Source organism: Rhizocola hellebori (assembly GCF_016862955.1).
Taxonomy (GTDB): Bacteria; Actinomycetota; Actinomycetes; order Mycobacteriales; family Micromonosporaceae; genus Rhizocola; species Rhizocola hellebori.
The window spans coordinates 90,832-113,773 of record NZ_BONY01000013.1 but is presented as its reverse complement, the minus strand read 5'-3'; the positions used below and the strand labels follow the sequence as shown (position 1 = coordinate 113,773).

Genomic DNA, 22,942 nt, shown 5'->3' with positions numbered 1-22,942 from the left:
CGCATGCAAACGGTAGCCGCCTACCGGCGGGTGCTGGGCAGTCCCACGATGCGCCGATTCCTGCCCGCAATGGGGGTTTCGGCGCTCGGGGACGGCATGAGCGTGGTCGTCATCGCCTGGCTCGCCATCACCATCGCGCCCGCAGAGCAGGCCGGAGCGTGGACAGCGCTTGCGCTCGCGGCCTTCTCGCTGCCGGCAACCGTTGGGGCGCTTGCGTTTGGCCGGATAGCGCGGCGGCTGAGCGGAGCGAAGCTGGTGGCGTGCGACGCCACGCTCAGAGCGGCCGCGCTCGGCGCGGTCGCGGTGCTCGGCGCGACCGGGCAGCTGACGCCTCCGCTCTACGTGGCGCTGCTCGGCGTTTCGTCGCTCTGGCACGCCTGGGGTTTGGCGGGCATGTACACGCTCGTGGCGGAGGCCCTGCCCAGCGACGATCACGTGGTGGGCAACTCGCTGCTGGGCACCGGGACCCAAACCGCCTACATCGTCGGTCCGGCGCTGGCGGGCCTGCTGGTGCCGGCGATCGGGCCGGCCGGCGCGATAGGGGTGGACGCGCTCTCCTGGGCCGTGCTCGCGGCGGTGTCCTGGACCATCGCCGGTCCGACCCGAAGTCACGCCGAGGCGGCGAAAGGGGATTGGCGGGCGCTTTTCCGGTACCCCCAACTGCTGGGCCTGGTTTTGATCACATGCGCTTTCTTCTTTCTCTACGGGCCGGTCGAGGTGGCGCTGCCGGTCCATGTCGTGTTGGACGAGCACGGGTCGGCGGCGATGCTCGGCGCGTTCTGGGCGGTTTTCGGCATTGGTGCGGTCGTTGGCGGCCTTGCCGCAGCAACACTACGAAACCGTCCACTTGGGACGGTTGTGGTCTTCATCATCGTGGGCTGGGGGCTGGCGCTGCTGCCGCTGGGGCTCTCTGGCCGGCTGGTGCCGGGGCTGATCGGCTTCGCCGTCGGCGGGGTGATCTACGGGCCGTTCACCTCGGTCACCTCGGCGATGGTCCAGCGGACGAGCCCACCTGAGCTGCTGAGCAGAGTCCTCGCGACGCGTGGCGCGCTGACGATTCCGGCCACGTCGCTGGGCGCGCTCGCCGGCGGCCCGCTGGTCGGCTGGCTCGGCGCGCGGGAAACCCTGCTGGCGTCGGCGATCGCGACCGTCGCGCTGGGGCTCGGCGTTGGGGTGGCTCAGCTCAGGTCGAGCCAGAACGGCACGGCGGTGGCCGAGCCGACCGTCTCCGGCTGACCGGAACCGAACTCCCGCAACAGATAATCGGTCATGTCCCGGCCGTAGACGATGACGTCGGTCTGCACCACCGACAGCACCGGCAACCCGGCCTCGGGCAGCGCGGGGGCGAAGCGATGCCCGTAGACCGGAATCAGCCTCGGCACCCCGTTGAGCGCCCGCTTCGCGACCGCCAGCGCCGCGTCGGCGTCATCGGGACGCGGGCCCCAAGCGTGGAGCCAAAAGGCGTTCTCCGCCACATCGAACAGAACCCCATCGATCGGGCTGTCGAGCCGGTCCTTGAGGTGCTGGGCATCGGGGTGACGCCAGTCGGGCCACCGCTCGCCCAGCGGCAGGCCCGCCCGCAGCAGCGCCCGGTGGTCGGGGTTGAACTCGAAGCCGAAGAGCCGCTCGACGTGCCGCAGCTCGGTCTCGCTCAGCCCCGCCGCGAACGGCAGGCCCAGCTCCTGCAGAAGGTGCTGGGCCTGCGCGGGCGTCAAGGTCACGCCGTGTACCCCGGCATGGGGAACGCGGAAAGCAGCTCCTTGACCTCACCGGCGATCTTTGCGAGCTCGCTGGTGTCGTCGTTGAGGGCGGCCGAGACTGTCCGGTCCATCCACGCGGCCACCAGCGGCATGTGCTTTTCGGTCAGGCCCCGCGTGGTCAGCGCGGGGGTGCCCAGGCGCAGCCCGGACGGGTCCAGCGGGCGGCGGGTGTCGAAGGGCACCCCGTTGAAGTTGGTCTCGATGCCCGCGATGTCGAGCGCCTTCGCCGCCGGTTTGCCACCGATGCCCTTGTTGGTCAGGTCGACGAGGACCAGGTGGTTGTCGGTGCCGCCGGAGACCAGATCGAAACCGTGGTCGGTCAACGCCGCGGCGAGCGCCTTGGCGTTGGCCACGATCTGCGCGGCGTAGTCCTTGAAGGACGGTTGCGCCGCCTCGTGCAGCGCGACCGCTATCCCGGCCGTGGTGTGGTCGTGCGGGCCGCCCTGCAGGCCGGGGAAAACCGCCTTGTCCACGGCCGTGGCATGTTCCGCCTTCGCCATGATCATCGCGCCGCGGGGGCCACGCAGGGTCTTGTGCGTCGTGGTGGTGACGACGTCGGCGAACCCGACCGGCGACGGGTGTGCCCCGCCCGCGACCAGTCCGGCGATGTGGGCGATGTCGGCCATCAGGATCGCCCCCACCTCCTGCGCGATCTCCGCGAAGGCCGGGAAGTCAATCGTCCGCGGGATGGCGGTGCCTCCGCAGATGATGAGCTTGGGCCGCTCGGCCAAGGCCATCTCGCGCACCTTGGACATGTCGACGCGGCCGGTCTCGCGTTCCACCGTGTAATGCACCGGCCGAAACCACTTGCCGGTGACGGAGACCGGCGAGCCATGGGTCAGATGCCCACCGGACGACAGCGACATCGTCAGGACTGTGTCGCCCGGGTCCAGGAACGCCAGGTAGATCGCGAGGTTCGCGGGTGAACCCGAGTAGGTCTGCACGTTTGCGTGGTCCGCGCCGAAAAGGGCCTTCGCACGCTCGATCGCCAGCAACTCGATCTGGTCGACGAACTGCTGGCCCTCGTAGTAGCGCTTGCCCGCGTACCCCTCCGAATACTTGTTGGTCAGCACGGTGCCGGTCGCTTCGAGCACAGCGGTGGAGACGTAGTTCTCGGAAGCGATCATGCGCAGCTTGTCGTGCTGACGCTGCGCCTCGCCCTCGATGAGCGCGGCAAGATCGGGGTCGGACGCGGCGAGTTGGATGAGCTTCGGTTCATGCACGATTGGTTGCTCCTCACGCTCGACCGGACACCCAGGCGCGCGGTGCCCGAACGCTTCGCTCCCCTGTGGTGATCCACCCTGTGCGCCAGTCGCGGTCAAGGCGATCCTACCCAGCGGCGTGGGGGCTGGTGCGCCCCGGCTGGGGCAGAATGAGTCTTATGGCTGTTGATTCGCACATGGTGGAGCTCGGGACCCCGGCCCCTGACTTCGCCCTCCCCTCGGTGACCACGGGCGAGACGGTGACCCTCAAGGATTACGCCTCTGCTCCAGCGCTCCTTGTCGCCTTCCTGTCCAACCACTGCCCTTATGTCCGGCATATCGAGTCGCAGCTTGGTTCGGTGACCGCCAACCTGTCGCGGCTGGGTCTGGCGGTAGTCGGCATCAGCGCCAACGACGTCATCAACTTTCCCGAGGACGCCCCCGAACGCCTCGTTGACCAGATGATGCGCGCCGGATTCACCTTCCCGTACCTCTACGACGCGTCCCAGGAAGTCGCCCGCGCGTATCACGCCGCGTGCACGCCCGACTTCTTCCTCTACGACCACGAGCGCAAACTCGTCTACCGCGGCCAGTTCGACGACTCCCGTCCCCGCAGCGAAGTCCCCGTCACCGGCGCCTCGCTGACCGAAGCAGTCGAAAAGGTCCTCGACGGCGAGCCCGTCCCCGAGCCGCACTACCCGAGCATCGGCTGCTCCATCAAGTGGCGAGCCGGCAACGAGCCCGAGTAAACCCTTGCGCACCAAGGGGAAACCGCATCACTCGCGGTTTCCCCCTTTTGCTTTATTGCGCCGCTACGTCGTGGTCCCTCGCCGTATCTCCCGGCGGCAACGCCACGCCCGTGCTTGGCCGCCCCCGGCGGCTGCGCCGCCGACCAGCGGGAGGGGTGTGCTGTATATATAGGGGTTTGGCTCAGTCGGGGACTCGGCGGTAGGCGCCGTCGGAGGCGCTGGTGGCCATGGAGGCGTAGGCGCGCAGCGCGGCGCTGACCGGGCGCTGGCGGTCGCGCGGGGTGTAGGGCTTGTCGCGCTTTTCCTGGGCGATGCGGCGTTCGTCGAGGGTGGCGGCTGAGACGTCGAGGGATATGGAGCGGGCGGGTATGTCGATGACGATGGGATCGCCGTCCTCGACGAGGGCGATGAGGCCGCCGCCTGCCGCTTCGGGGGAGACGTGGCCGATGGACAGGCCGCTGGTGCCGCCGGAGAAACGGCCGTCGGTGATGAGGGCGCAGGCACGGCCCAGGCCGCGGCCCTTGAGGAACGAGGTGGGGTAGAGCATTTCCTGCATGCCGGGGCCGCCGCGGGGGCCCTCGTAACGGATGACCACCACGTCGCCTTCGACGACGACCTTGTTGAGGATGGCGGTGACGGCGTCCTCCTGCGACTCGAAGACGCGGGCGGGGCCGGTGAAGCGCAGGCATTCCTCGGGAACACCGGCCGTTTTGACGACGCAGCCCTCGGGGGCGATGTTGCCGTGCAGGATCGCCAGGCCGCCGTCGGCCGAATAGGCGTTGGCGACGTCGCGGATGCAGCCGTCGGCGGCATCGGTGTCCAAACTGGACCACACATTGGTGGTGCTGAAGGGCTGGGTGGTGCGCACACCGCCGGGGGCGGCGTGGAACAGTTGCAGCGCTTCGGGTTTGGCGGTGCCGCCGCGGATGTCCCAGTCGGCGAGCCACTGTTGCAGGGTGGGTGCGTGCACGGAGTGCACGCCGCGGTGGAGCAGGCCGCCGCGGTCAAGCTCGCCCAGGATGGCCGGGATGCCGCCGGCCCGGTGGACGTCTTCCATGTGGTACTTCTGGCTGTTGGGCGCCACCTTGGCCAGGCAGGGAACACGGCGTGAGATGGCGTCGATGTCGGAGACGCCGAAGTCGAGCTCGGCCTCACGGGCGGCGGCCAGCAGGTGCAACACGGTGTTGGTCGAGCCGCCCATCGCCACGTCGAGCGCGACCGCGTTCTCGAAGGCCTCGCGCGACGCGATCGCCTTGGGCAGAACGGATTCGTCGTCGCCCTCGTAGTAGCGGCGGCACAGGTCCACGATGAGGTGGCCGGCCCACTCGAACAGGCCCTGGCGGGAGGCGTGGGTGGCGAGGGTGGAACCGTTGCCGGGCAAGGAAAGCCCGATCGCCTCGGTGAGGCAGTTCATCGAGTTGGCGGTGAACATGCCCGAGCACGAGCCGCAGGTCGGGCAGGCGGAGCGCTCGATCTGGCCCAGCTGCTCGTCGCTGACCGAGTCGGTGGAAGCGGCGATCATCGCATCGATGAGATCGAGTTTCTGGTGCACCACGCCGTCGACGGACACGGTCTTGCCGGCCTCCATCGGGCCCCCGGAGACGAACACGGTGGGGATGTTGAGGCGCAGCGCGGCCAGCAGCATGCCCGGCGTGATCTTGTCGCAGTTCGAGATGCAGACGAGGGCGTCGGCGCAGTGCGCGTTCACCATGTACTCGACCGCGTCGGCGATCAGCTCACGGCTCGGCAGCGAATAGAGCATGCCGCCATGACCCATCGCGATGCCGTCATCGACCGCGATCGTGTTGAACTCGCGGCCGATGCCGCCGCTCTCAAAAATTGCTTTAGATACCAGGTCGCCTAGGTCCTTAAGGTGGACGTGGCCGGGGACGAACTGCGTATAGCTGTTGGCGATCGCGACAATCGGCTTGCCGAAATCGTCATCCGTCATTCCGGTGGCGCGCCACAGCGCGCGGGCTCCGGCCATGGTCCGGCCGTGCGTGGAGGTCCGGGAACGCAACACTGGCATGCCAGCAAGTGTGGCACTCAAACCCGCAGCGGCCCATTTCAAGCGCTATAGGTCCACTCAATGGGACGACTACTTCGCATGCGTGGGGATTGCAGATCGCCGGCGGTGTCATCCTTGATGATCTTGGCGGCCCAAGGTTGCCAAGATCAGGCTTAGGATGGCACTGCCTCTAATGGGCGATCTGCCGCACATTGCTTCGCATGTGCCAGAGTTATCGCACATCCTGTCTCGCTTTGGGTATTGCTGTCAGGCACAGTTAGTGCGTGGACCTCCCCCTGGTGCTCACGATCGCCGTGATAATCGGCGTTTTTTCCGCGGTGCCCTCGCTGTGGTCGATGATCCGGCAGCGGCGGCTTCCACTGAGCGGCGGCGTCCTCGTGATTTGGGGGATCGGCGGGGTTGTCGCGCTGCTCATCACTCGATCTTGGTCGGCCGGCTGGGAGCACTCGATCACCTCGCGCTATTTGGCCGGGATGTTGTTCGGGCTGCCCGCGTCGATCGCCTCACTGCTATTGGTCGCGGTGCTGCTGGAGCTGTGTGACCGGGTGGTGGGGCCGGGGGCCCGGATGCGGCTCATGCTGGAAGCGGCCACCGTGGCGTCGGGCATCTTTGTTCCGCTCTGGGTGATCGTGCTCAAGCCCGACAAGTCTGGCCATCATCCGGTTCAGGGTTCCTGTGTACCGGTGATGGTCGCCTCAGCCCTGGCGGCCGTTGTGCTCGGGCTGGCCGCAGTGATCTTCTTCCGCTCGCACGTGGCGCGCAGGCAGATCGTCCGGCGGTGTGTGGCCGCTGCGCTGATGACCGGTGGCATGACGCTGGTGGCGGGTTCGGCGTGCTATCACGAAATCCAGCTCCTGCTGGTCGGGGCGGTGATGGTTCCGGCGGGCGCGTTCATCTGGAAGCGGCGCGGCCCGATTCCCGCCCAGGGCGAGGTGCTGCGGCAGGATTCGCAGTCGCCGAGTTCGGGTCTGGCCACCGCGCTGGCGCCGGTGCTGGCGATCTCGGCCGTGGCGATCACCGGCTACGCGAGCGGTGGCGGGATCGACGTCGTCACCGCGATCGTCGGGATCAGCAACGGTTTCTTCCTGGTCGGCCGGCAATATCTGGCCTTCGTCGATCTGCGCCTGGCGCACAAGCAGCTGGCCGAGAGCGAGTCGCACTATCGGGAGCTTGCGCACACCGATCCACTGACGGCCTTGGCCAACCGGCGCGGTTTGCTACGGGCGCTCTACCAGGACGCGACCTCGGGCGCGGCTTGTGTGCTGCTCACCCTGGACCTCGATGGGTTTAAGAACGTCAATGACGTGCGCGGCCATGATGCCGGCGACGCCGTGCTGATCGAGGTGGGGCAGCGGTTGAGGCTGAACCTGCGCCCCGGAGATCTGGCGGCCCGGCTGGGCGGCGACGAGTTCGCCGTGCTGATGTGGGGCCGCCCCGCGGACGCCAAGCGGGTGGCCGAGCGCCTGCTCGCGGTGCTCAAACAGCCCTACTACCAAGGCGGCAGCGCGATCTACCTGTCCGCCAGCCTCGGCCTGGCCGGGTGCGCCAGCGCGGACAGCATTCACTCGCTGCTGCGCAACGCCGACCTGGCCCAGCGCGCCGCCAAGCTCAACGGCAAGAACCGGGTCGAGCTCTACGACGAGAGCTTCGACCGCACGCTTCGAAGGCGCAGCACGATCGAGCACGAGCTGCGCCACGCGATCGACAAGAAGCAGCTCACGCTCGCCTTCCAGCCGGTGGTGGCGCTTCCGCAGGTGCGTCCGGTGGGGGCGGAGGCCTTGCTGCGGTGGAACCATCCCGATCTCGGGTCGGTCAGCCCGGGTGAGTTCATCCCGATCGCCGAGGAGACGGGCCAGATCGAGGCGCTCGGCGCCTGGGTCCTGCATCAGGCCTGCCGCCAGCTTTCGCGCTGGGTGACCGACGGGCACGACGTGTGGGTCTCGGTCAATGTGTCGCCGCGTGAGCTGCATTCGGCCGATTATCTGGCCCGGGTGCGGGATGTGTTGCGGGCACACAATGTGCCGCCTTCACGGCTCGTGCTCGAAGTCACCGAACATGCGGTCGCCGTGGACGTGGTCGAGTTCCGCAGGGTGCTCGCGGCGCTGCGCGCGCTCGGGGTGCGCATCGCGCTGGACGACTTCGGGGCCGGGTATTCCTCCCTCGGCCAGCTGCGCCAGATCCCGGTCGACATCCTCAAGATCGATCAGGAACTGGTCGGCGATGTCGCCCTGGTCGACGTCGCGGCCCGGATAGGCAAGCGGCTGGGGCTTCAGGTCATCGCCGAGGGCATCAGCGATCAGGCCCACCACCGGCTCGTCGCCGAGACCGGTTGCCAGTTCGGCCAGGGTTTTCTCTTCGGGCGTGGGGTTCCGGCGGAGCACCTGGAAGCGATGCTGGTCTCCATGCCGCCGCTGCGGCACGACACCGCCGTCTCACCATCCGGGAGCAGTTGACTCAGGCTCTGAGATGCGTCAAGCTGGCCACATGTCGCGGTTCACGCCAGCCGGCCGAGTACTTATTTGAGCGCGCTCTCTTAGCTAGTGGAGAGCGCGCCAGCCCCGTGCGATTGACGCACGAGGGCTTTTTTGTTGGCTGGGATTCTGCAGAGGGTGTGATCAAACAATGACGAGACCAAGTCCTGAGACACTCGCGCACGCGTTAGAGAAACAGCGCGCCGCGGCTGCGGCCACCAAGCCGGCGGCAGTAGACACGGCGCCGGTCAGCGTGACCGGGGCGCAGAGCCTCGTCAAGTCGCTTGAGGCGCTTGAGGTGGAGGTGATTTTCGGCATCCCGGGCGGCGCGGTGCTGCCCGCCTACGACCCGCTCTTCGACTCCAAGGTGCGCCACATCCTGGTCCGGCACGAGCAGGGTGCCGGCCACGCCGCGACCGGCTACGCGCAGGCGAGCGGAAAGGTCGGCGTCTGCATGGCCACCTCCGGGCCGGGCGCGACCAACCTGGTGACGCCGATCGCCGACGCCTATATGGACTCGGTGGCCATGGTGGCCATCACGGGTCAGGTGGCCAGTGCCTCGATCGGCACGGATGCCTTTCAGGAAGCCGATATCCAGGGCATCACGCTTCCCGTGACCAAACACAACTTTCTCGTGCGATCCGCGGCGGACATCCCGCGCACGATCGCGGAGGCCTTCCATCTCGCTTCGACCGGCCGCCCAGGCCCGGTGCTGGTCGACATCCCGAAGGACATCCTTCAGGCCCAGACCACGTTCAGCTGGCCGGTGACGCTTGACCTTCCCGGGTACAGGCCGACCCTTCACCCACACGGCAAGCAGATCCGGGAGGCGGCCCGCCTGATTCAGGCCTCCAAGCGCCCGGTGCTCTATGTGGGCGGGGGCGTCCTGAAGGCGCACGCGACCGAGGTTTTGCGCAAGCTGGCCGAGCTGACCGGAATCCCCGTGGTGACCACGCTGATGGCCCGCGGCGCCTTCCCGGACTCACATCCGCAACACCTGGGGATGCCGGGCATGCACGGCACGGTTCCGGCCGTGTATGCGTTGCAGCGCAGCGATTTGCTCATCACCCTGGGCGCGCGTTTCGACGACCGGGTCACCGGAAAGCTGGACACCTTCGCCCCTGACGCGCATGTCATCCACGCCGACATCGACCCGGCCGAGATCGGCAAGAACCGCCACGCGGACGTGCCGATCGTGGGCGACGCCAAGCATGTGATCGAAGAACTGATCACGACGCTGGGGCCGAGTTTTGAAGGCCGGTATGCGGACTGGTGGCAGACACTGAACGATCTTCGCGCGCGGTACCCGATGGGATGGGAAGATCCTGTCGATGGGACGCTGGCGCCGCAATATGTGATCCAGCGCCTGGGCGCCATCGCGGGCCCGGATGCCATCTACTGCGCCGGGGTGGGCCAGCATCAGATGTGGGCCAGCCAGTTCATCAAATACGAGAACCCGGCGACCTGGCTGAACTCGGGCGGGCTGGGCACGATGGGGTACGCCGTGCCGGCGGCCATGGGCGCGAAGGTGGCCAAGCCGGGGACAACGGTGTGGGCCATCGACGGTGATGGATGTTTCCAGATGACCAACCAGGAGCTGGCAACCTGTGCCCTGGAAGGGATTCCCATCAAGGTGGCCGTCATCAACAACGGCAACCTGGGCATGGTGCGGCAGTGGCAGACGCTGTTCTACAACGAGCGTTACTCCAACACCGACCTCGGCACGCACAAGCACCGCATCCCAGATTTCGTGAAGCTGGCGGAAGCGCTTGGCTGCGTGGGGATGCGCTGCGAGTCCACCGCTGACGTGGACGCTACGATCAAGGCGGCGATGGAGATCAACGATATGCCGGTGGTGGTGGACTTCGTGGTGGGCAAGGACGCCATGGTGTGGCCGATGGTCGCCGCGGGCACCAGCAACGACGAAATCATGTTCGCTCGGGGCGTGCGCCCCGTCTTCGACGAGGATGAGCTGTAATCCAATGGCCAAACACACGCTTTCGGTTCTGGTGGAAAACAAGCCGGGTGTGCTGGCGCGTGTCGCGGGGCTGTTCTCGCGGCGCGGGTTCAACATTGACTCGCTCGCGGTGGGCGAGACCGAGCACCCGGAGGTCTCCCGGATCACGGTGGTCGTCAACGCCGAGGACCAGCCGCTCGAACAGGTCACCAAGCAGCTCAACAAGCTGGTGAACGTGCTGAAGATCGTCGAGCTGGAGCCTGCGGTCTCGGTGCAGCGCGAGCTGCTTCTGGTGAAGGTGCGGGCGGACCGTCCGCTGCGCTCGCAGGTGCTGGAGACGGTCGCGCTGTTTCGGGCCCGCGTGGTCGATGTCGCGCCCGACGCGCTGACCATCGAGGCGACCGGGACGGCGGAGAAGCTGGACGCGCTGCTGCGCGATCTGGAGCCCTACGGAATCAAGGAAATGGTGCAGTCAGGCCTGGTCGCGATCGGGCGTGGCTCACGAGCAATTACCGCTAGTCCAGCTCTACGAGTGGCTGCCTGAAAGGTTCATGATGGTTGAGATTTTCTATGACGACGACGCCGATCTGTCGGTGATCCAGGGCCGCAAGGTGGCCGTAATCGGCTATGGCAGCCAGGGTCATGCGCACGCGTTGTCGCTACGGGACTCCGGAGTGGATGTCCGGGTCGGGCTGCGGCCCGAGTCCAAGGGGCGCGTCAAGGCGCAGGAGCAGGGGCTGCGGGTGGTCACCCCGGCGGAGGCGGCGGCCGAGGCCGACGTCATCATGATTCTCGCCCCGGACACGGCTCAGCGGCACATCTACGCCGCCGACATCGCGCCGAACCTGACCGCCGGCAAGGCGATCTTCTTCGGGCACGGGTTCAACATCCGGTACGGGCTGATCGAGCCTCCATCCGATGTGGACGTCGCCATGGTCGCGCCGAAGGGCCCGGGGCATCTGGTGCGCCGCCAGTTCGTGGACGGCAAGGGCGTGCCCTGTCTGGTCGCCATCGAGCAGGATCCGACGGGCGGCGCGCTCGCCCTGGCGCTGTCCTATGCGAAGGCCATTGGCGGCACCCGGGCCGGGGTCATCCAGACCACGTTCAAGGAGGAGACCGAGACCGATCTCTTCGGCGAGCAGGCGGTGCTCTGTGGCGGCGCGACAGCGTTGGTGCAGACCGGTTTCGAGGTTCTCACCGAGGCGGGCTACGCGCCCGAGGTTGCCTATTTCGAGTGCCTGCACGAGCTGAAGCTCATCGTCGATCTCATGTACGAAGGCGGCATCGCCCGGATGCGTTACAGCGTCTCGGACACGGCCGAGTACGGCGACGTGACCCGTGGCCCGCGCGTGGTCGACGCGCGCGTCAAGGAGGAGATGAAGCGCATCCTCGGCGAGATCCAGAACGGTGACTTCGCCCGCGAGTGGGTGGCCGAGGACGACGCGGGCCGGCCGAACTTCAGCAAGCTTCAGGAGCAGGGCGCGGTACACCCGATCGAGGCCACAGGCAGCAAGCTGCGCTCGATGATGAGCTGGGTGGACAGGCCCATCACAGAGACCGCCTGACGCAAAAAGTCGGTGGAACAAGAAACCGCGCGGTATCGAAGGTGATCCCTTCGGTATCGCGCGGTTACTTTGTGTTAATGCCAGCGTTTTCTCAGCCTTAGGGGCGACGCGTCCACGATCTGTTCGGGTACCTTCCAGCCATGCGTTTGGAGTATCCGTATCGCACCGAGCGTTTTGGCGCTGTGCGTATCAATGAGCTACAGCGCGTAATTGAGATCGACTGCGGCGCGCGCACCTACGATGATCAGCCTGGCCCGTCCCGGGTCATCTCTCGCGAAGCGTTGCAGGACATAGAGCGAGAGCTGGCCATCGTGGTGCCGTGCATGAACGAGTCGCGGCGGGTCATCGAAGGTGTGTTGTCGGGCATTCCGCACGACTGTCTGATCATTTTGGTGTCCAATAGCGACCGTAGCCCGGTCGACCGCTATGACCTGGAGATCGGTGCGCTGGAGCAGTTCTGCCGGCTGGCCGACCGGCCCGCTTTGGCGGTGCACCAACGTGATCCGGGCCTGGCCGCTTCGTTCAAATCGGCGGGCATGCCCGAGCTTCTCGACGACGCCGGTCTGGTCCATCACGGCAAGGGTGAGGCCATGCTGGTGGGGATGGCGCTGGCCGCCATGACGAGCCGCCGGTACGTCGGTTATATCGACTCGGACAACTACGTGCCGGGCGCCGTCCACGAATACTGCAAGGTCTATGCCGCCGGGCTGGCGATGACCCCGAGCCCCTATGCCATGGTGCGTATCAGCTGGCATTCCAAGCCCAAAGTGCGTGACAACAAACTATTCTTCAGCCGCCGGGGGCGCAGCTCGGAAGTCACCAACCAGTTCCTCAACCGGCTCCTGGCCGAATACTCGGGTTTCGGGACAGACGCGGTGGTGACCGGCAATGCCGGAGAACACGCGATCAGCCTCGAGCTGGGCATGCGAATGCGCATGGCCGGCGGTTTCGCGGTTGAGCCGTTTCATTTCGTCGAGCTGTTCGAACAGTTCGGTGGGGTGCTGCCGACCCGGCATGCCGAAGTGATGGGGCAGGGGGTCGAGGTGTGGCAAGTGGAGAGTCGCAATCCCCACTTCCACGACAACAAGGGCGACGACCACGTCACCTCGATGCGTACCCAGGCACTGAACGTGATTTATCACTCGGAGATCTGCCCACCGGGTCTTAAGGAGCAGATTGTCGAGTTTCTTGGCGATCAGTCGCCGCCCCGGGAAAGGATCTACCCGGCGGTCGGCACGCTTGCCCTTGACCGGCTCTATGACGCCATCACGTGTGAGTCGGAGACCTTCAAACAGGTGGTACAACGACTACCCGCGCGGGTAAGGACGGTCACACCGCTACAGCGCACGTGAGGACGGTCACGCGGTGCCTGTCGTCCTTCCAGGGTGAATAGACCGCTACCCTGTTCCCAATAGGGCTCGGCATTGTGGCCGCGCCGCGCTGTCCTCGACTCTTCCAAACGTGAGGCAAAGCCTGTGACTCCCGTTGTTCTCATAGCCGAAGAACTGGCCCCGGCCGCACTTGATGTGCTGGCCCATGACTTCGATGTCCGCCACGTTGACGGCACCGACCGGGCCGCCCTGCTGTCCGCGCTCGGCGAGGCCGATGCGGTGATTGTGCGCAGTGCGACCCAGATCGACGCCGAGGCGATCGCCGCCGCGCCACGCCTCAAGGTGGTGGCCCGCGCCGGGGTCGGGCTGGACAACGTCGAGGTCGCCGCGGCTACCGCGCGCGGCGTCATGGTGGTGAACGCTCCCACCTCCAACATCGTCTCCGCGGCCGAGCAGGCCATCGCGCTGCTGCTCGCGGTCGCGCGCAACACGGCCTCGGCCAGCGCCTCGCTGAAGAACGGGGAGTGGAAGCGGTCTCGCTACACCGGCGTTGAGCTGCAGGGCAAGACGGTCGGCGTGGTCGGCCTCGGGCGCATCGGCACCCTGTTCGCCCAGCGCATCGCCGCCTTCGGCACCAGGCTGATCGCCTACGACCCCTACATCCAGCCCGCCCGCGCCGCCCAGCTCGGGGTGCGCCTGGTGGGGTTGGAGGAGCTGCTGCGGGAGAGCGACTTCATTTCCATCCACGCGCCCAAGACCTCCGAGACCGGTGGCCTGATCGGGGCCAAGGAGCTTCAGCTGGTCAAGCCCGAGGTGCGCATCATCAACGCCGCGCGTGGCGGAGTGGTGGACGAGATCGCTCTGGCGGAAGCCCTCGCTGAGGGTCGCGTGGCGGGCGCGGGCATCGATGTTTATGTCAAGGAGCCGTGCACGGATTCGCCGCTGTTCAAGTTCGACAACGTGGTGGCTACCCCGCACCTGGGCGCCTCCACCCACGAGGCGCAAGACAAGGCCGGGCTGGCCGTTGCCAAGAGCGTGAAGCTGGCGCTGCAGGGCGAGTTCGTGCCCGACGCCGTCAACGTGCAGGCCGGCGGGGTGGTGGCCGAGGAGGTGCGCCCGCTGCTGCCGCTGGCGGAGAAGCTGGGCAAGGTCTTCACGGCGGTGGCCGGCGGCGTGGCCGCCAGCGTCACCGTCGAGGTGCGCGGCGTCCCGCAGGACGTTTCGGTGCTCAAGCTCGCGGCCACCAAGGGCATCTTCAACACGGTGGTGGAGGAGCAGGTGACGTATGTCAACGCGCCGATGCTCGCCGCCGACCGTGGGGTCGAGGTGGAGCTGGTCAGCATTGCCGACGTGGAGGACCAGAAGAATCTGGTCACCGTGCGCGGAGCGCTGCCCGACGGCCGCACCGTAAGTGTCTCGGGTTCGCTTGTCTCGCAAGGGGTTTCTGAGCGGCTCAAGCTCACCTCGCTCGATGACTTCGACCTTGAGCTCGATGCCGATGGTGTTTTGCTTTTCTTCCGGTACTCCGACCGGCCGGGCGTCGTCGGCACGATCGGCACGGTCCTGGGCGAGATCGGGGTCAACATCGCCGCCATGCAGGTTTCCCGGCTCCAGGCCGGTGGCGAGGCGCTGATGACGCTGACCGTCGACTCGCCGGTCTCAGCCGAGCTGCTTGCCGAGGCCGCCAGCCGGATCGGCGCCACCGCTGCCAGCACGGTGGATCTGACCGACGAAGTCTGATCCGTCGTCCACACTTGGTGGTGTGGAAATCGTTCCGCTCGAGGTCGAGCACCTGCGTCAGGTGCTCGACCTCGGCTTTTCCGTCTTCGATGTGAACACCAAGCCCTACACCTCGTGGTCGCTGACCACGGTCGCCGAGCATCTGGACACCAGGGACAGCTCGTGCTGGGTGGCGCTGGATGCCGAGCGGGTCATCGGTTTCGTGCTCGGCTCCATGGAGTTCGAGCTGCGCGACGACTGGGCCTATCTGGAATGGATTGCCGTCGATCCTGCGTATCAGGGGCGGGGAATCGCGCGGCGGCTCGTGGACACCTGTTGCGAGAAGCTATTTGCTTCTGGGGCAAGCCGTGTCGTCACCGATGTCGAGTCCTCGAATACGGCCAGTGCGACGCTAATGGAGCACACCGGCTTCACGGCACAGGTCACGGTGACGTTGTTCGTGCGGCCCAACCCGCTGAAACCAACCTCAGAAGCTGCGAAAACAGGGCTGGCAAGGCGTCCGCTGATCCGCAGCGGGCGGCTGGTCGGGGATAACCGCCTTCCCAATATGTAGACCGTTGTTACCGTTCTATAGGACGGCGGTCTAACGTGTTTCGGGTGACGAGTATCGCGGTGGTGGGTGGCGACGGAATCGGACCCGAAGTGGTGGCCGAGGGAATCAAGGTTCTCAATGCCGTCCTCGATGGGGTCCAGCTGGTCGACTACGACCTCGGCGCGGCGCGGTATCACCGCACCGGCGAGGTGCTGCCCGACTCGGTCCGCGATGAGCTGGCCCAGCACGATGCCATCCTGCTCGGCGCCGTGGGCGACCCGACGGTCCCGCCCGGCGTGCTCGAGCGCGGGCTGCTTCTCAAGCTGCGCTTCGACTTCGACCAGTACGTGAACCTGCGCCCGTCGCGGCTGTGGCCCGGAACATCCGGCCCGCTGGCCACCGTGAAGCCAGGCGAGATCGACTTTGTCGTGGTGCGCGAGGGCACCGAGGGCCTCTACACCGGTGCGGGTGGCGTGCTGCACAAGGGCACCGCCGCCGAGGTGGCCACCGAGGAGAGCCTCAACACGCGTTACGGGGTGGAGCGGGTCATCCGCGACGCCTACGCTCGCGCCCGTCAGCGCGCCCGGCGCAAGGTGACGATGGTCCACAAGACCAATGTCCTCACCCATGCCGGCGGCCTGTGGGCCCGCACCTTCGCCGACGTCGGGCGGGACTTCCCCGACGTCGTTACCGAATACCAGCACGTTGACGCGGCGGCGATGTTCATGGTGACCAACCCGCAGCGCTACGACGTGATTGTGACGGACAATCTCTTTGGCGACATCCTGACCGATATCGCCGCCGCCGTCACCGGCGGCATCGGGCTTGCTGCCAGCGGCTGCATCAACCCGACGGGCGACTACCCGTCGATGTTCGAGCCCGTCCACGGTTCCGCGCCGGACATCGCGGGGCTGGGCAAAGCTGACCCGATCGCGGCCATCCTCTCCGTCGGACTGTGCCTGGAGAACCTGGGACACATCGACGCGGCCCGCAAGGTTGAAGAAGCCGTCGCGACCGAGCTGGCCGGCCGGGTGCCGGGCGAGCCGATCCGCACGGCAGAGGTGGGCGACCGGGTAGCCGTACTCGTAAGTTGATCTGCCCTGCGCCGAGCCGTAGGGGCTCGGTGCAGAGCCCGCCTCACGTTTCGGCCTATGGGTGAACGCTCGTTAGAGGTAAGTTTTTCCCAAGCTATGAGAAACGTGGAGGGCAGCGCGCATGAACGGCGGTGGCATGATCGACTTCGAGATCCACAGAAACCCTCAGCCGGTAACGGCCACCGAGCGCGAAGCGCTGCTGGTCAACCCCGGTTTCGGGCGGGTCTTCACCGACCACATGGCGACCATTCGGTACGTGGAGGGCAAGGGCTGGTATGACGCCCGGATCGAGCCGCGGGCCCCGATTCCGATGGACCCGGCGACCGCGGTCCTTCATTATGCGCAGGAAATTTTTGAGGGTTTAAAGGCCTACCGCCGTGCCGATGGTCAGCTCGGGCTCTTCCGCGCCGACGCGAACGCGCGCCGGTTTGTCGAGTCGGCCAAGCGGATGGCGATGGCCCCGCTGCCCGAGGAGCTTTTCCTCGACTCGATCCGCCAGCTGGTCGACGTCGACCGCGACTGGACCCCGTCCAGCCCGGAGGCGAGCCTTTACCTGCGGCCGTTCCAGATCGCCAGCGAGGTCTTCCTCGGGGTGCGGCCGGCCCGTGAGTACCTGTACGTGCTCATCGCTTCTCCGGTCGGGCCCTACTTCTCCGGTGGCCTCAAGCCGGTGACGCTCTGGGTGTCCGATGAATACACGCGCGCCGCTCCGGGCGGCACAGGCGCGGCCAAGTGCGGCGGCAACTACGCGGCCGGTCTGGCCGCACAGGCGCAGGCCATGGAGCTCGGCTGCGACCAGGTGGTGTATCTCGACGCCGTGCATCGCCGATTCATAGACGAGCTCGGTGGCATGAATATTTTCTTTGTGGGACGCGACGGAAATCTCGTTACGCCAGAGCTCAACGGTTCCATCCTGCCCGGAATCACCCGCAGCTCGATCATGACGCTGGCTCGCGCGCAGGGCCGCGACGTGAGTGAACGGCCCGTGAGTATTGAGGAATGGCGCGAGGGGGCGCGGTCGGGTGAGATCGTGGAGACCTTCGCCTGCGGGACGGCGGCGGTGCTTACTCCGATTGGGGTGGTGAAGAGTGCGGAGGGCGAGTTCACCCTCGGCGACGGCGGCACCGGTCCGGTGACCGAGGGGTTGCGACAGTCGCTTGTGGACATTCAGTACGGCCGGGCTCCCGACAACTACGGGTGGACAACCGTTATCTGACCATTGGGGCAACCGACGATCGTATGACCCCGAATTGGGACTCGACGTGCACCGCCGGAAGCTCTACGTTGTCTATCATGTCGGAGCTCTACGCGGCCCGCCTGAGCGCCGTCTCCACCGTGGGCGGTCGTCCGAAGACGCGTGGCCTGGCGTTGAGCGGGAGATCTAGAAAGCTCGCATCCAGCGCGACCAGTGCGGTGAGCATCGCTTGCTGCACTTCGGTCGCGAGGGGAAGGTTCCAGCCGACCTGTTGCGGGGAGAGGTGCCAGCGCACCGAGCCCTCGGCGAGCGGCGTGGGAGGCGCGGGGACCCAGGATCCGGCACCGTGTTGGACGATATCGAGACGGTGGTCGAGCTCCGCCCGGAGCATTGATCCACTTCGGACGAAGAACATCCAGCGGCGGTTCGGCAGCAGCGCGATCGGGCCGAAGACCCCGCTTACCTTGGCCCCGAGCAGCCCCGGCACCTCGATCACATCGAAGATCCGGCCGGTGCGCAGCAACACCGCATGGGGGCGTTCGGCCCACCAATCGGCGGAGTCTTCATTGGATTCCCAGTCGGGAAGCAGCGGGTGGCAGCTGGTCGCCCAACAGGTTGACCGATCGCAGGCCATGCGTACACCATTAAAATACGATCCAGGAGTAACGGGCCAACCACGGTCGGCAAGGCGCTTGGCAGTGTTTCGCAGTCTCATTCGTAAGAGCATGATTTTCATCCCCTCTCATCGATCGCGAGCGTTACTTTCGCCTTCATGTTTCGTTTACCGCTGCAATAGTCCGTAAACGCAATCGACCATATGCATTTTCAACTTGCAACTTGCACCTGAGGGTACGGATGCTCATCTAAAGAGACCGCACAGACAGTGCGATCGGAGGGCTGGGAGATGGACGAGCTGCCGATAGGCCGGCGGGTCGCCTACTGGCGCAACCGGCGAAAGATGTCTCAACAGGTTTTCGCTGACCGGCTTGGCAAGTCCAAGAGCTGGGTCGACAAGGTCGAGCGTGGGGTGCGCCGTCTCGACAAGTTCTCTGTCACTTCCGAAATCGCTGACGTCCTGCAGGTGGACGTTCAGCTGCTGCTGGGCCGGGAGCCGGAAAGGCGGCCGGACAGCATCAACTGCATTGATCAGATCGAGGTCGCCGAGATCCGGTCGGCTTTGGAGCGCTACGACCAGATAAGCGCGTTCTTCTATGCGCCGCCCGAGCCGCCTCCCCTGGCGGAGATGCGCAAAGCAACGGCTCATGCGTGGCAAACCCTATTACACGCGAAATGGGGTGTGCTGACGCGATCGCTGCCCAAACTGCTTCGCGAGGCGCAGGCGGCGGACGCGGCATATGCCGGCACTGACGGCGCTCCGGAAGCGGCTCATCTGCTCGGCCAGGTCTATCAGATCACCTCGTCGGCCATGCGCCGGCTGGGCGAGCTCGACCTGGGCTGGCTTGCCGCCGACCGATCTATCGCTGTTTCGCAACGCGCCGGGGATCAACTGTTGGCGGGGGTCGCTACCACGAGGGTCGCGAATGCGTTGCGCGCGTTGGGTCGTCACCGGTCGGCGCTGGAAGTCAATGTCAACATCGCCAACCGGCTGGCGCCGAACGCGACCGAGCCCGGCACGCCGGAACGCTTGTCGGTCTACGGGTTCCTGCTGTTGCAAGGGGCCATGGCGGCGTCCTGTATTGGCGACAGCGCCACCATGCAAGACCTGCTCAACGCCGCAGACGATGCGGCGCAAGGCCTTGGCGGCGATTTCAACCACTACTGGACAAGCTTCGGCCCGACCAATGTGTTGCTGCACAGGGCCGCGGCGTCGGTCGAGCTCGGTGATGGCGGCGTGGCTGTCGCTGTGCACGAGTCCATCGATCCCGAAGCCTTCCGCAATCTCATGCCCGAGCGGAGGGCGCATCATTTCATCGACATGGCGCGGGGGTTTGCTCAGATCGGCGACATCACCAAGGCGGGGGAGATGTTGCTCGAATGCGATCACCTGGCCCCGGCCGAGATTCGCTGCCGCCCGATCGCCCATGAGGTGATGAGCGATGTGCTGCGGCGGGCCAAGGGTTCGCCGCCGACCGCGATCGCCGATCTGGCCGAGCAGATGGGTGTTGGGGTTTGACGGTTCTCTACATAATTTGTTGCGGCTCACCAGTCGCCCGCGATGTCGGGCGACTGGTCGCGTTGGCGCAGGAAAGGTCGTACGACGTCTGCGTGGTGCCGACTCCCGATGGACGTAAGTTCGTCGATGTGCCCACGCTCGCCGAACAGACCGGGCACCCGGTTCGCAGCTTCTACAAGCAGCCCGGCGATCCGGACGTGCTGCCCGCGGCGGATGCGTTCATCGTCGCCCCGGCCACCATCAATACGGTCAACAAATGGGCGGCCGGGATCACCGACACGCTGGCCCTGGGTCTGATCAACGAGGCCTACGGGATGGGAAAGCCGGTGGTGGCCATGCCCTACACGAACCATCTCCAGGCCAGGCATCCCGTGTTCCAGGAGAACCTTGGCAAGCTGCGAAGCTGGGGAGTTAAGGTTCTCTATGGCGATGATGTGATCAAACTGCACCCGCCCGGGGAGGGAGAGGGCTTGCGCCACTTGTTCCCCTGGCACCTGGGTCTGGACGCGCTGGAGACCGATGATCCTGCTGCATGAGGTGATTGGGCTGCTTGATTCCCGGTACCCGCCGGAATGGGCTGAACCGTGGGATCGGGTAGGTCTGGTGACCGGGCGGCCCAAGCAACCGGTCAACAGGGTTTTAGGGGTTGTCGACGTCACCGCGGCCACCGTGGCCGAGGCGCGCGAGCAGCGTGCCGACCTGATCGTGGCGCACCACCCGCTGCTATTGAGCGGCGTCTCCTCGGTTGCGGCCACCACCCCGGCCGGCAGCGTGGTGCACGATCTGATCGAAAGCGGCATCGCCCTCTATGTGGCCCACACCAACGCCGATGTCGCCGTGCCCGGGGTGAGCGACTCGCTGGCCGATGCGCTCGGGATTGTCGGGCGGATGCCGCTGCTGCCCACCGGCGAAGGCCGAGGGCATGGCAGGGTGGGCCGGCTTCCGGTGCAGATGCCGCTTCGCGAGTTCGCCCAGATGGCCGCGCGCGTTTTGCTTACCGGCACTTTGGGGGTACGCGTGACAGGCGACCCGGCGCAGCGGATAACCCTGGTGGCGGTCTGCGGTGGCTCGGGTGCGGAGTTTCTGCCCCAAGCGCGCGAGTTGGGGGTCGATGTCTATCTCACCGGCGACCTCAAGCACCACAGCGTGACCGACCACCTCGCCGCCGGCGGCCCCGCGCTCATCGACGCGGGCCACTGGTCGACCGAGCAGCCGTGGGTGGCCGAGGTCACCACCTGGCTCACCAAGGAGACGGGCCTGGAGGCGTTCGTGTCGCAGACCCGCACCGACCCCTGGAGTTTCCACGTTTACGGGCATAATCGGTCTCTATGAGGGCCGACCCGAAAGATCAGCAGCGCCTGCTGGATGTCCAGGCAATCGATACCGCGCTGCAGCAGCTCGCTCATCGCAAGAAGAACCTTCCTGAGCTTGCCGAGATCGCCGGCCTGATCAAGGTCATCGGAGCGCTTGAGGATGAGCGGGCGCGGGCCGAGGTCCACGTCGACGACCTCGACCGCGATATCGCCAAGTTCGAGCGCGAGGTAGACGCGGTGCGTCAGCGTCGCAACCGTGACAACGAGCGGCTTGTCGACGGCCGCCTGCCGGCGCGGGAGCTGACCGCGCTGGAACACGAGGTCGTCTCGCTGACCCGGCGTCAGTCCGAATTGGAGGACGCCGAGCTGGAGCTGATGGAAAAGCGCGAGGCCGCCCAGGCCGCCCTCGACTCGGTGGACACGAAGATCGCCTCGACTAGGGAAAGGCGCGAGGCCACGGAAGCCAAGCGCGATCTGACCCTCAACGAGATCGCCAAGGAGGAGGAGTGGAAGATCACGTCTCGGCGTCCGCTGATCGCTGACCTTCCCGCCGACCTGGTGGAGCTCTACGACAAGATTCGGGAGCAGTCCGGCGGGCTGGGTGCGGCGCTGGTGCGGCATGGCCAATGCGGAGGCTGCCGTCTCGAGCTTTACGGCGCCGACCGGGCGCGGGTCAGGAGCGCTGCTGCTGATGAGGTGGTGCGGTGCGAGGAATGCCGCCGCATCATGGTGCGCACCGCGGAGTCGGGTCTGTAGAGCCTGCGCATGAAGGTAATCGTGGAGGCGGACGGGGGAGCGCGCGGCAACCCCGGCCCCGCCGGTTATGGTGCGGTCGTCCGCGACGCTTCCAACGGTTCCGTGCTCGCGGAGCGCGCCGAGGCGCTCGGGGTGACCACCAACAACGTGGCCGAATACTCCGGGCTGATCGCCGGGCTCACCGCGGCCCGCGAGCTGGGCGCGGCCCAGGTCGAGGTCCGGATGGACTCCAAGCTCGTGATCGAGCAGATGACCGGGCGCTGGCAGATCAAGCATCCCGGGCTGCGGCTGCTGGCCGCGCAGGCCGCCGAGTTGCAGAGCCAGTTCGATCAGGTTCGCTACGAATGGATCCCGCGGGAGCGCAACAAGCACGCCGACGCGCTGGCCAACATGGCCATGGACGGCGCACAACCCGCGGCCGCCACCTGGGAGCCGCGCGCGGATGTGGCCACCCGGCTCATCCTGGTGCGCCACGGGGAAACCTCGATGACCGCCGAGAAGCGCTACTCGGGGCGCGGGGACGTGCCGCTGTCGGAGGCCGGGCGGGCGCAGGCGCAGGCGGTTGCGGCCCGGGTGGCCGCCCTCGCGCCGGTGGCCGCGGTCAGCTCACCCCTGGCGCGCTGCGCCCAGACCGCCGCCCTGATCGGGGTTCCCGTCTCCACCGAAGCCGACCTCATCGAGTGCGACTTCGGCGACTGGGAAGGGATGACCTTCGCCGAGGTGAGGGAGCGCTACGGCCCCGAGCTGAACGCCTGGCTCGGCTCGACGGCGGTCGCCCCGCCGGGCGGGGAGTCTTTCAAGCAGGTTTCCGCCCGGGTGCGGCGTGCTCTTGACCACTTGCGCAAGAACTATCCGGGGCAGACGGTCGCGGTGGTCTCCCATGTGTCGCCGATCAAGCTTTTGCTCCGCGACGCGCTTGCCGCCTCGGATGCCTTGCTGCACAGGCTCTTTCTCGACCCGGCCGGGCTATCCATTGTGGACTACTACCCGGACGGCGGGGTCGCGGTGCGCACGGTGAACGACGTCGCTCACCTGGAGTAGATCTAATTGATAGATCTACAACTGATTGATATCAATTAGTTCCTTCCGTCACAGTGCCAAGCACTGCGTCCGC

The 22,942-nt window shown here is 66.6% G+C and carries 20 protein-coding genes and 1 riboswitch; of the genes, 16 read left to right on the top strand and 4 right to left on the bottom strand.

All coding sequences use genetic code 11. The features are described 5' to 3' along the window. Positions 1 to 3 precede the first annotated feature (3 nt). Complete coding sequence (locus Rhe02_RS13105; protein ID WP_203908445.1) at positions 4 to 1,236, top strand: MFS transporter; 1,233 nt, start codon at positions 4 to 6, stop codon at positions 1,234 to 1,236. Here the strand turns inward: Rhe02_RS13105 and Rhe02_RS13100 are convergent. Then, complete coding sequence (locus Rhe02_RS13100; RefSeq protein ID WP_239123747.1) at positions 1,179 to 1,721, bottom strand: hypothetical protein; 543 nt, start codon at positions 1,719 to 1,721, stop codon at positions 1,179 to 1,181. The genes Rhe02_RS13105 and Rhe02_RS13100 overlap by 58 nt on opposite strands. After that, on the bottom strand, positions 1,718 to 2,983 hold the full coding sequence (glyA, locus tag Rhe02_RS13095; protein ID WP_203908444.1) for a serine hydroxymethyltransferase: 1,266 nt from the start codon (positions 2,981 to 2,983) through the stop codon (positions 1,718 to 1,720). The genes Rhe02_RS13100 and glyA overlap by 4 nt, the downstream gene beginning before the upstream one ends. A gap of 22 nt (positions 2,984 to 3,005) precedes the next feature. Then, positions 3,006 to 3,086, bottom strand: a riboswitch (ZMP/ZTP riboswitch). Positions 3,087 to 3,141: 55 nt separating this feature from the next. Here glyA and Rhe02_RS13090 point away from each other — a divergent pair. After that, entirely contained in the window at positions 3,142 to 3,711 is a 570-nt protein-coding gene (locus Rhe02_RS13090) for a thioredoxin family protein (RefSeq protein ID WP_203908443.1), read from the top strand. A gap of 181 nt (positions 3,712 to 3,892) precedes the next feature. Here the strand turns inward: Rhe02_RS13090 and ilvD are convergent, their stop codons facing one another. Further along, positions 3,893 to 5,740, bottom strand: a complete 1,848-nt coding sequence (ilvD, locus tag Rhe02_RS13085) for a dihydroxy-acid dehydratase (protein WP_203908442.1) — start codon at positions 5,738 to 5,740, stop codon at positions 3,893 to 3,895. A gap of 263 nt (positions 5,741 to 6,003) precedes the next feature. Here ilvD and Rhe02_RS13080 point away from each other — a divergent pair, with 263 nt between their 5' ends. The 9 genes from Rhe02_RS13080 (at position 6,004) to Rhe02_RS13040 (ending at position 17,646) form a co-directional block, all read left to right on the top strand. Further along, positions 6,004 to 8,193, top strand: coding sequence for a putative bifunctional diguanylate cyclase/phosphodiesterase (locus Rhe02_RS13080; RefSeq protein WP_203908441.1), 2,190 nt, complete (start codon positions 6,004 to 6,006; stop codon positions 8,191 to 8,193). A gap of 169 nt (positions 8,194 to 8,362) precedes the next feature. Further along, positions 8,363 to 10,189 (top strand): acetolactate synthase large subunit, encoded by a 1,827-nt coding sequence (locus Rhe02_RS13075; RefSeq protein WP_203908440.1) that lies wholly within the window; start codon positions 8,363 to 8,365, stop codon positions 10,187 to 10,189. Positions 10,190 to 10,193: 4 nt separating this feature from the next. Continuing rightward, on the top strand, positions 10,194 to 10,712 hold the full coding sequence (gene ilvN / locus Rhe02_RS13070; protein WP_203908439.1) for an acetolactate synthase small subunit: 519 nt from the start codon (positions 10,194 to 10,196) through the stop codon (positions 10,710 to 10,712). 7 nt (positions 10,713 to 10,719) lie between these two features. Then, positions 10,720 to 11,733, top strand: coding sequence for a ketol-acid reductoisomerase (gene ilvC / locus Rhe02_RS13065; protein ID WP_203908438.1), 1,014 nt, complete (start codon positions 10,720 to 10,722; stop codon positions 11,731 to 11,733). Between the two features lie 140 nt (positions 11,734 to 11,873). Beyond that, positions 11,874 to 13,085 (top strand): mannosyl-3-phosphoglycerate synthase, encoded by a 1,212-nt coding sequence (gene mpgS / locus Rhe02_RS13060; RefSeq protein WP_203908437.1) that lies wholly within the window; start codon positions 11,874 to 11,876, stop codon positions 13,083 to 13,085. Positions 13,086 to 13,208: 123 nt separating this feature from the next. Further along, entirely contained in the window at positions 13,209 to 14,804 is a 1,596-nt protein-coding gene (gene serA / locus Rhe02_RS13055) for a phosphoglycerate dehydrogenase (RefSeq protein WP_203908436.1), read from the top strand. Between the two features lie 22 nt (positions 14,805 to 14,826). Continuing rightward, on the top strand, positions 14,827 to 15,357 hold the full coding sequence (locus Rhe02_RS13050; protein WP_203908435.1) for a GNAT family N-acetyltransferase: 531 nt from the start codon (positions 14,827 to 14,829) through the stop codon (positions 15,355 to 15,357). 44 nt (positions 15,358 to 15,401) lie between these two features. Then, entirely contained in the window at positions 15,402 to 16,430 is a 1,029-nt protein-coding gene (locus Rhe02_RS13045) for a 3-isopropylmalate dehydrogenase (protein ID WP_203908434.1), read from the top strand. Between the two features lie 121 nt (positions 16,431 to 16,551). Next, positions 16,552 to 17,646 (top strand): branched-chain amino acid aminotransferase, encoded by a 1,095-nt coding sequence (locus Rhe02_RS13040; protein ID WP_203908433.1) that lies wholly within the window; start codon positions 16,552 to 16,554, stop codon positions 17,644 to 17,646. Positions 17,647 to 17,734: 88 nt separating this feature from the next. On the opposite strand, the gene Rhe02_RS13035 is transcribed toward Rhe02_RS13040, so the two are convergent. Then, positions 17,735 to 18,340 (bottom strand): bifunctional DNA primase/polymerase, encoded by a 606-nt coding sequence (locus Rhe02_RS13035; RefSeq protein WP_373320627.1) that lies wholly within the window; start codon positions 18,338 to 18,340, stop codon positions 17,735 to 17,737. 189 nt (positions 18,341 to 18,529) lie between these two features. Between Rhe02_RS13035 and Rhe02_RS13030 the strand changes: the two genes are divergently transcribed. The 5 genes from Rhe02_RS13030 to Rhe02_RS13010 are packed head-to-tail and all read left to right on the top strand — an operon-like array spanning position 18,530 to position 22,869. Further along, the gene (locus tag Rhe02_RS13030; protein ID WP_203908431.1) at positions 18,530 to 19,759 is read left to right on the top strand and encodes a helix-turn-helix domain-containing protein; all 1,230 of its coding nucleotides are present in this window, start codon (positions 18,530 to 18,532) and stop codon (positions 19,757 to 19,759) included. Then, entirely contained in the window at positions 19,756 to 20,295 is a 540-nt protein-coding gene (locus Rhe02_RS13025; RefSeq protein ID WP_203908430.1) for a flavoprotein, read from the top strand. The genes Rhe02_RS13030 and Rhe02_RS13025 overlap by 4 nt, the downstream gene beginning before the upstream one ends. A gap of 1 nt (position 20,296) precedes the next feature. Next, complete coding sequence (locus Rhe02_RS13020; protein WP_203908507.1) at positions 20,297 to 21,091, top strand: Nif3-like dinuclear metal center hexameric protein; 795 nt, start codon at positions 20,297 to 20,299, stop codon at positions 21,089 to 21,091. Beyond that, positions 21,088 to 21,828 (top strand): zinc ribbon domain-containing protein, encoded by a 741-nt coding sequence (locus tag Rhe02_RS13015; RefSeq protein ID WP_203908429.1) that lies wholly within the window; start codon positions 21,088 to 21,090, stop codon positions 21,826 to 21,828. Before Rhe02_RS13020 ends, Rhe02_RS13015 begins: the two co-directional genes overlap by 4 nt. Positions 21,829 to 21,837: 9 nt before the next feature. Then, entirely contained in the window at positions 21,838 to 22,869 is a 1,032-nt protein-coding gene (locus tag Rhe02_RS13010; protein ID WP_203908428.1) for a histidine phosphatase family protein, read from the top strand. Positions 22,870 to 22,942: the final 73 nt, after the last annotated feature.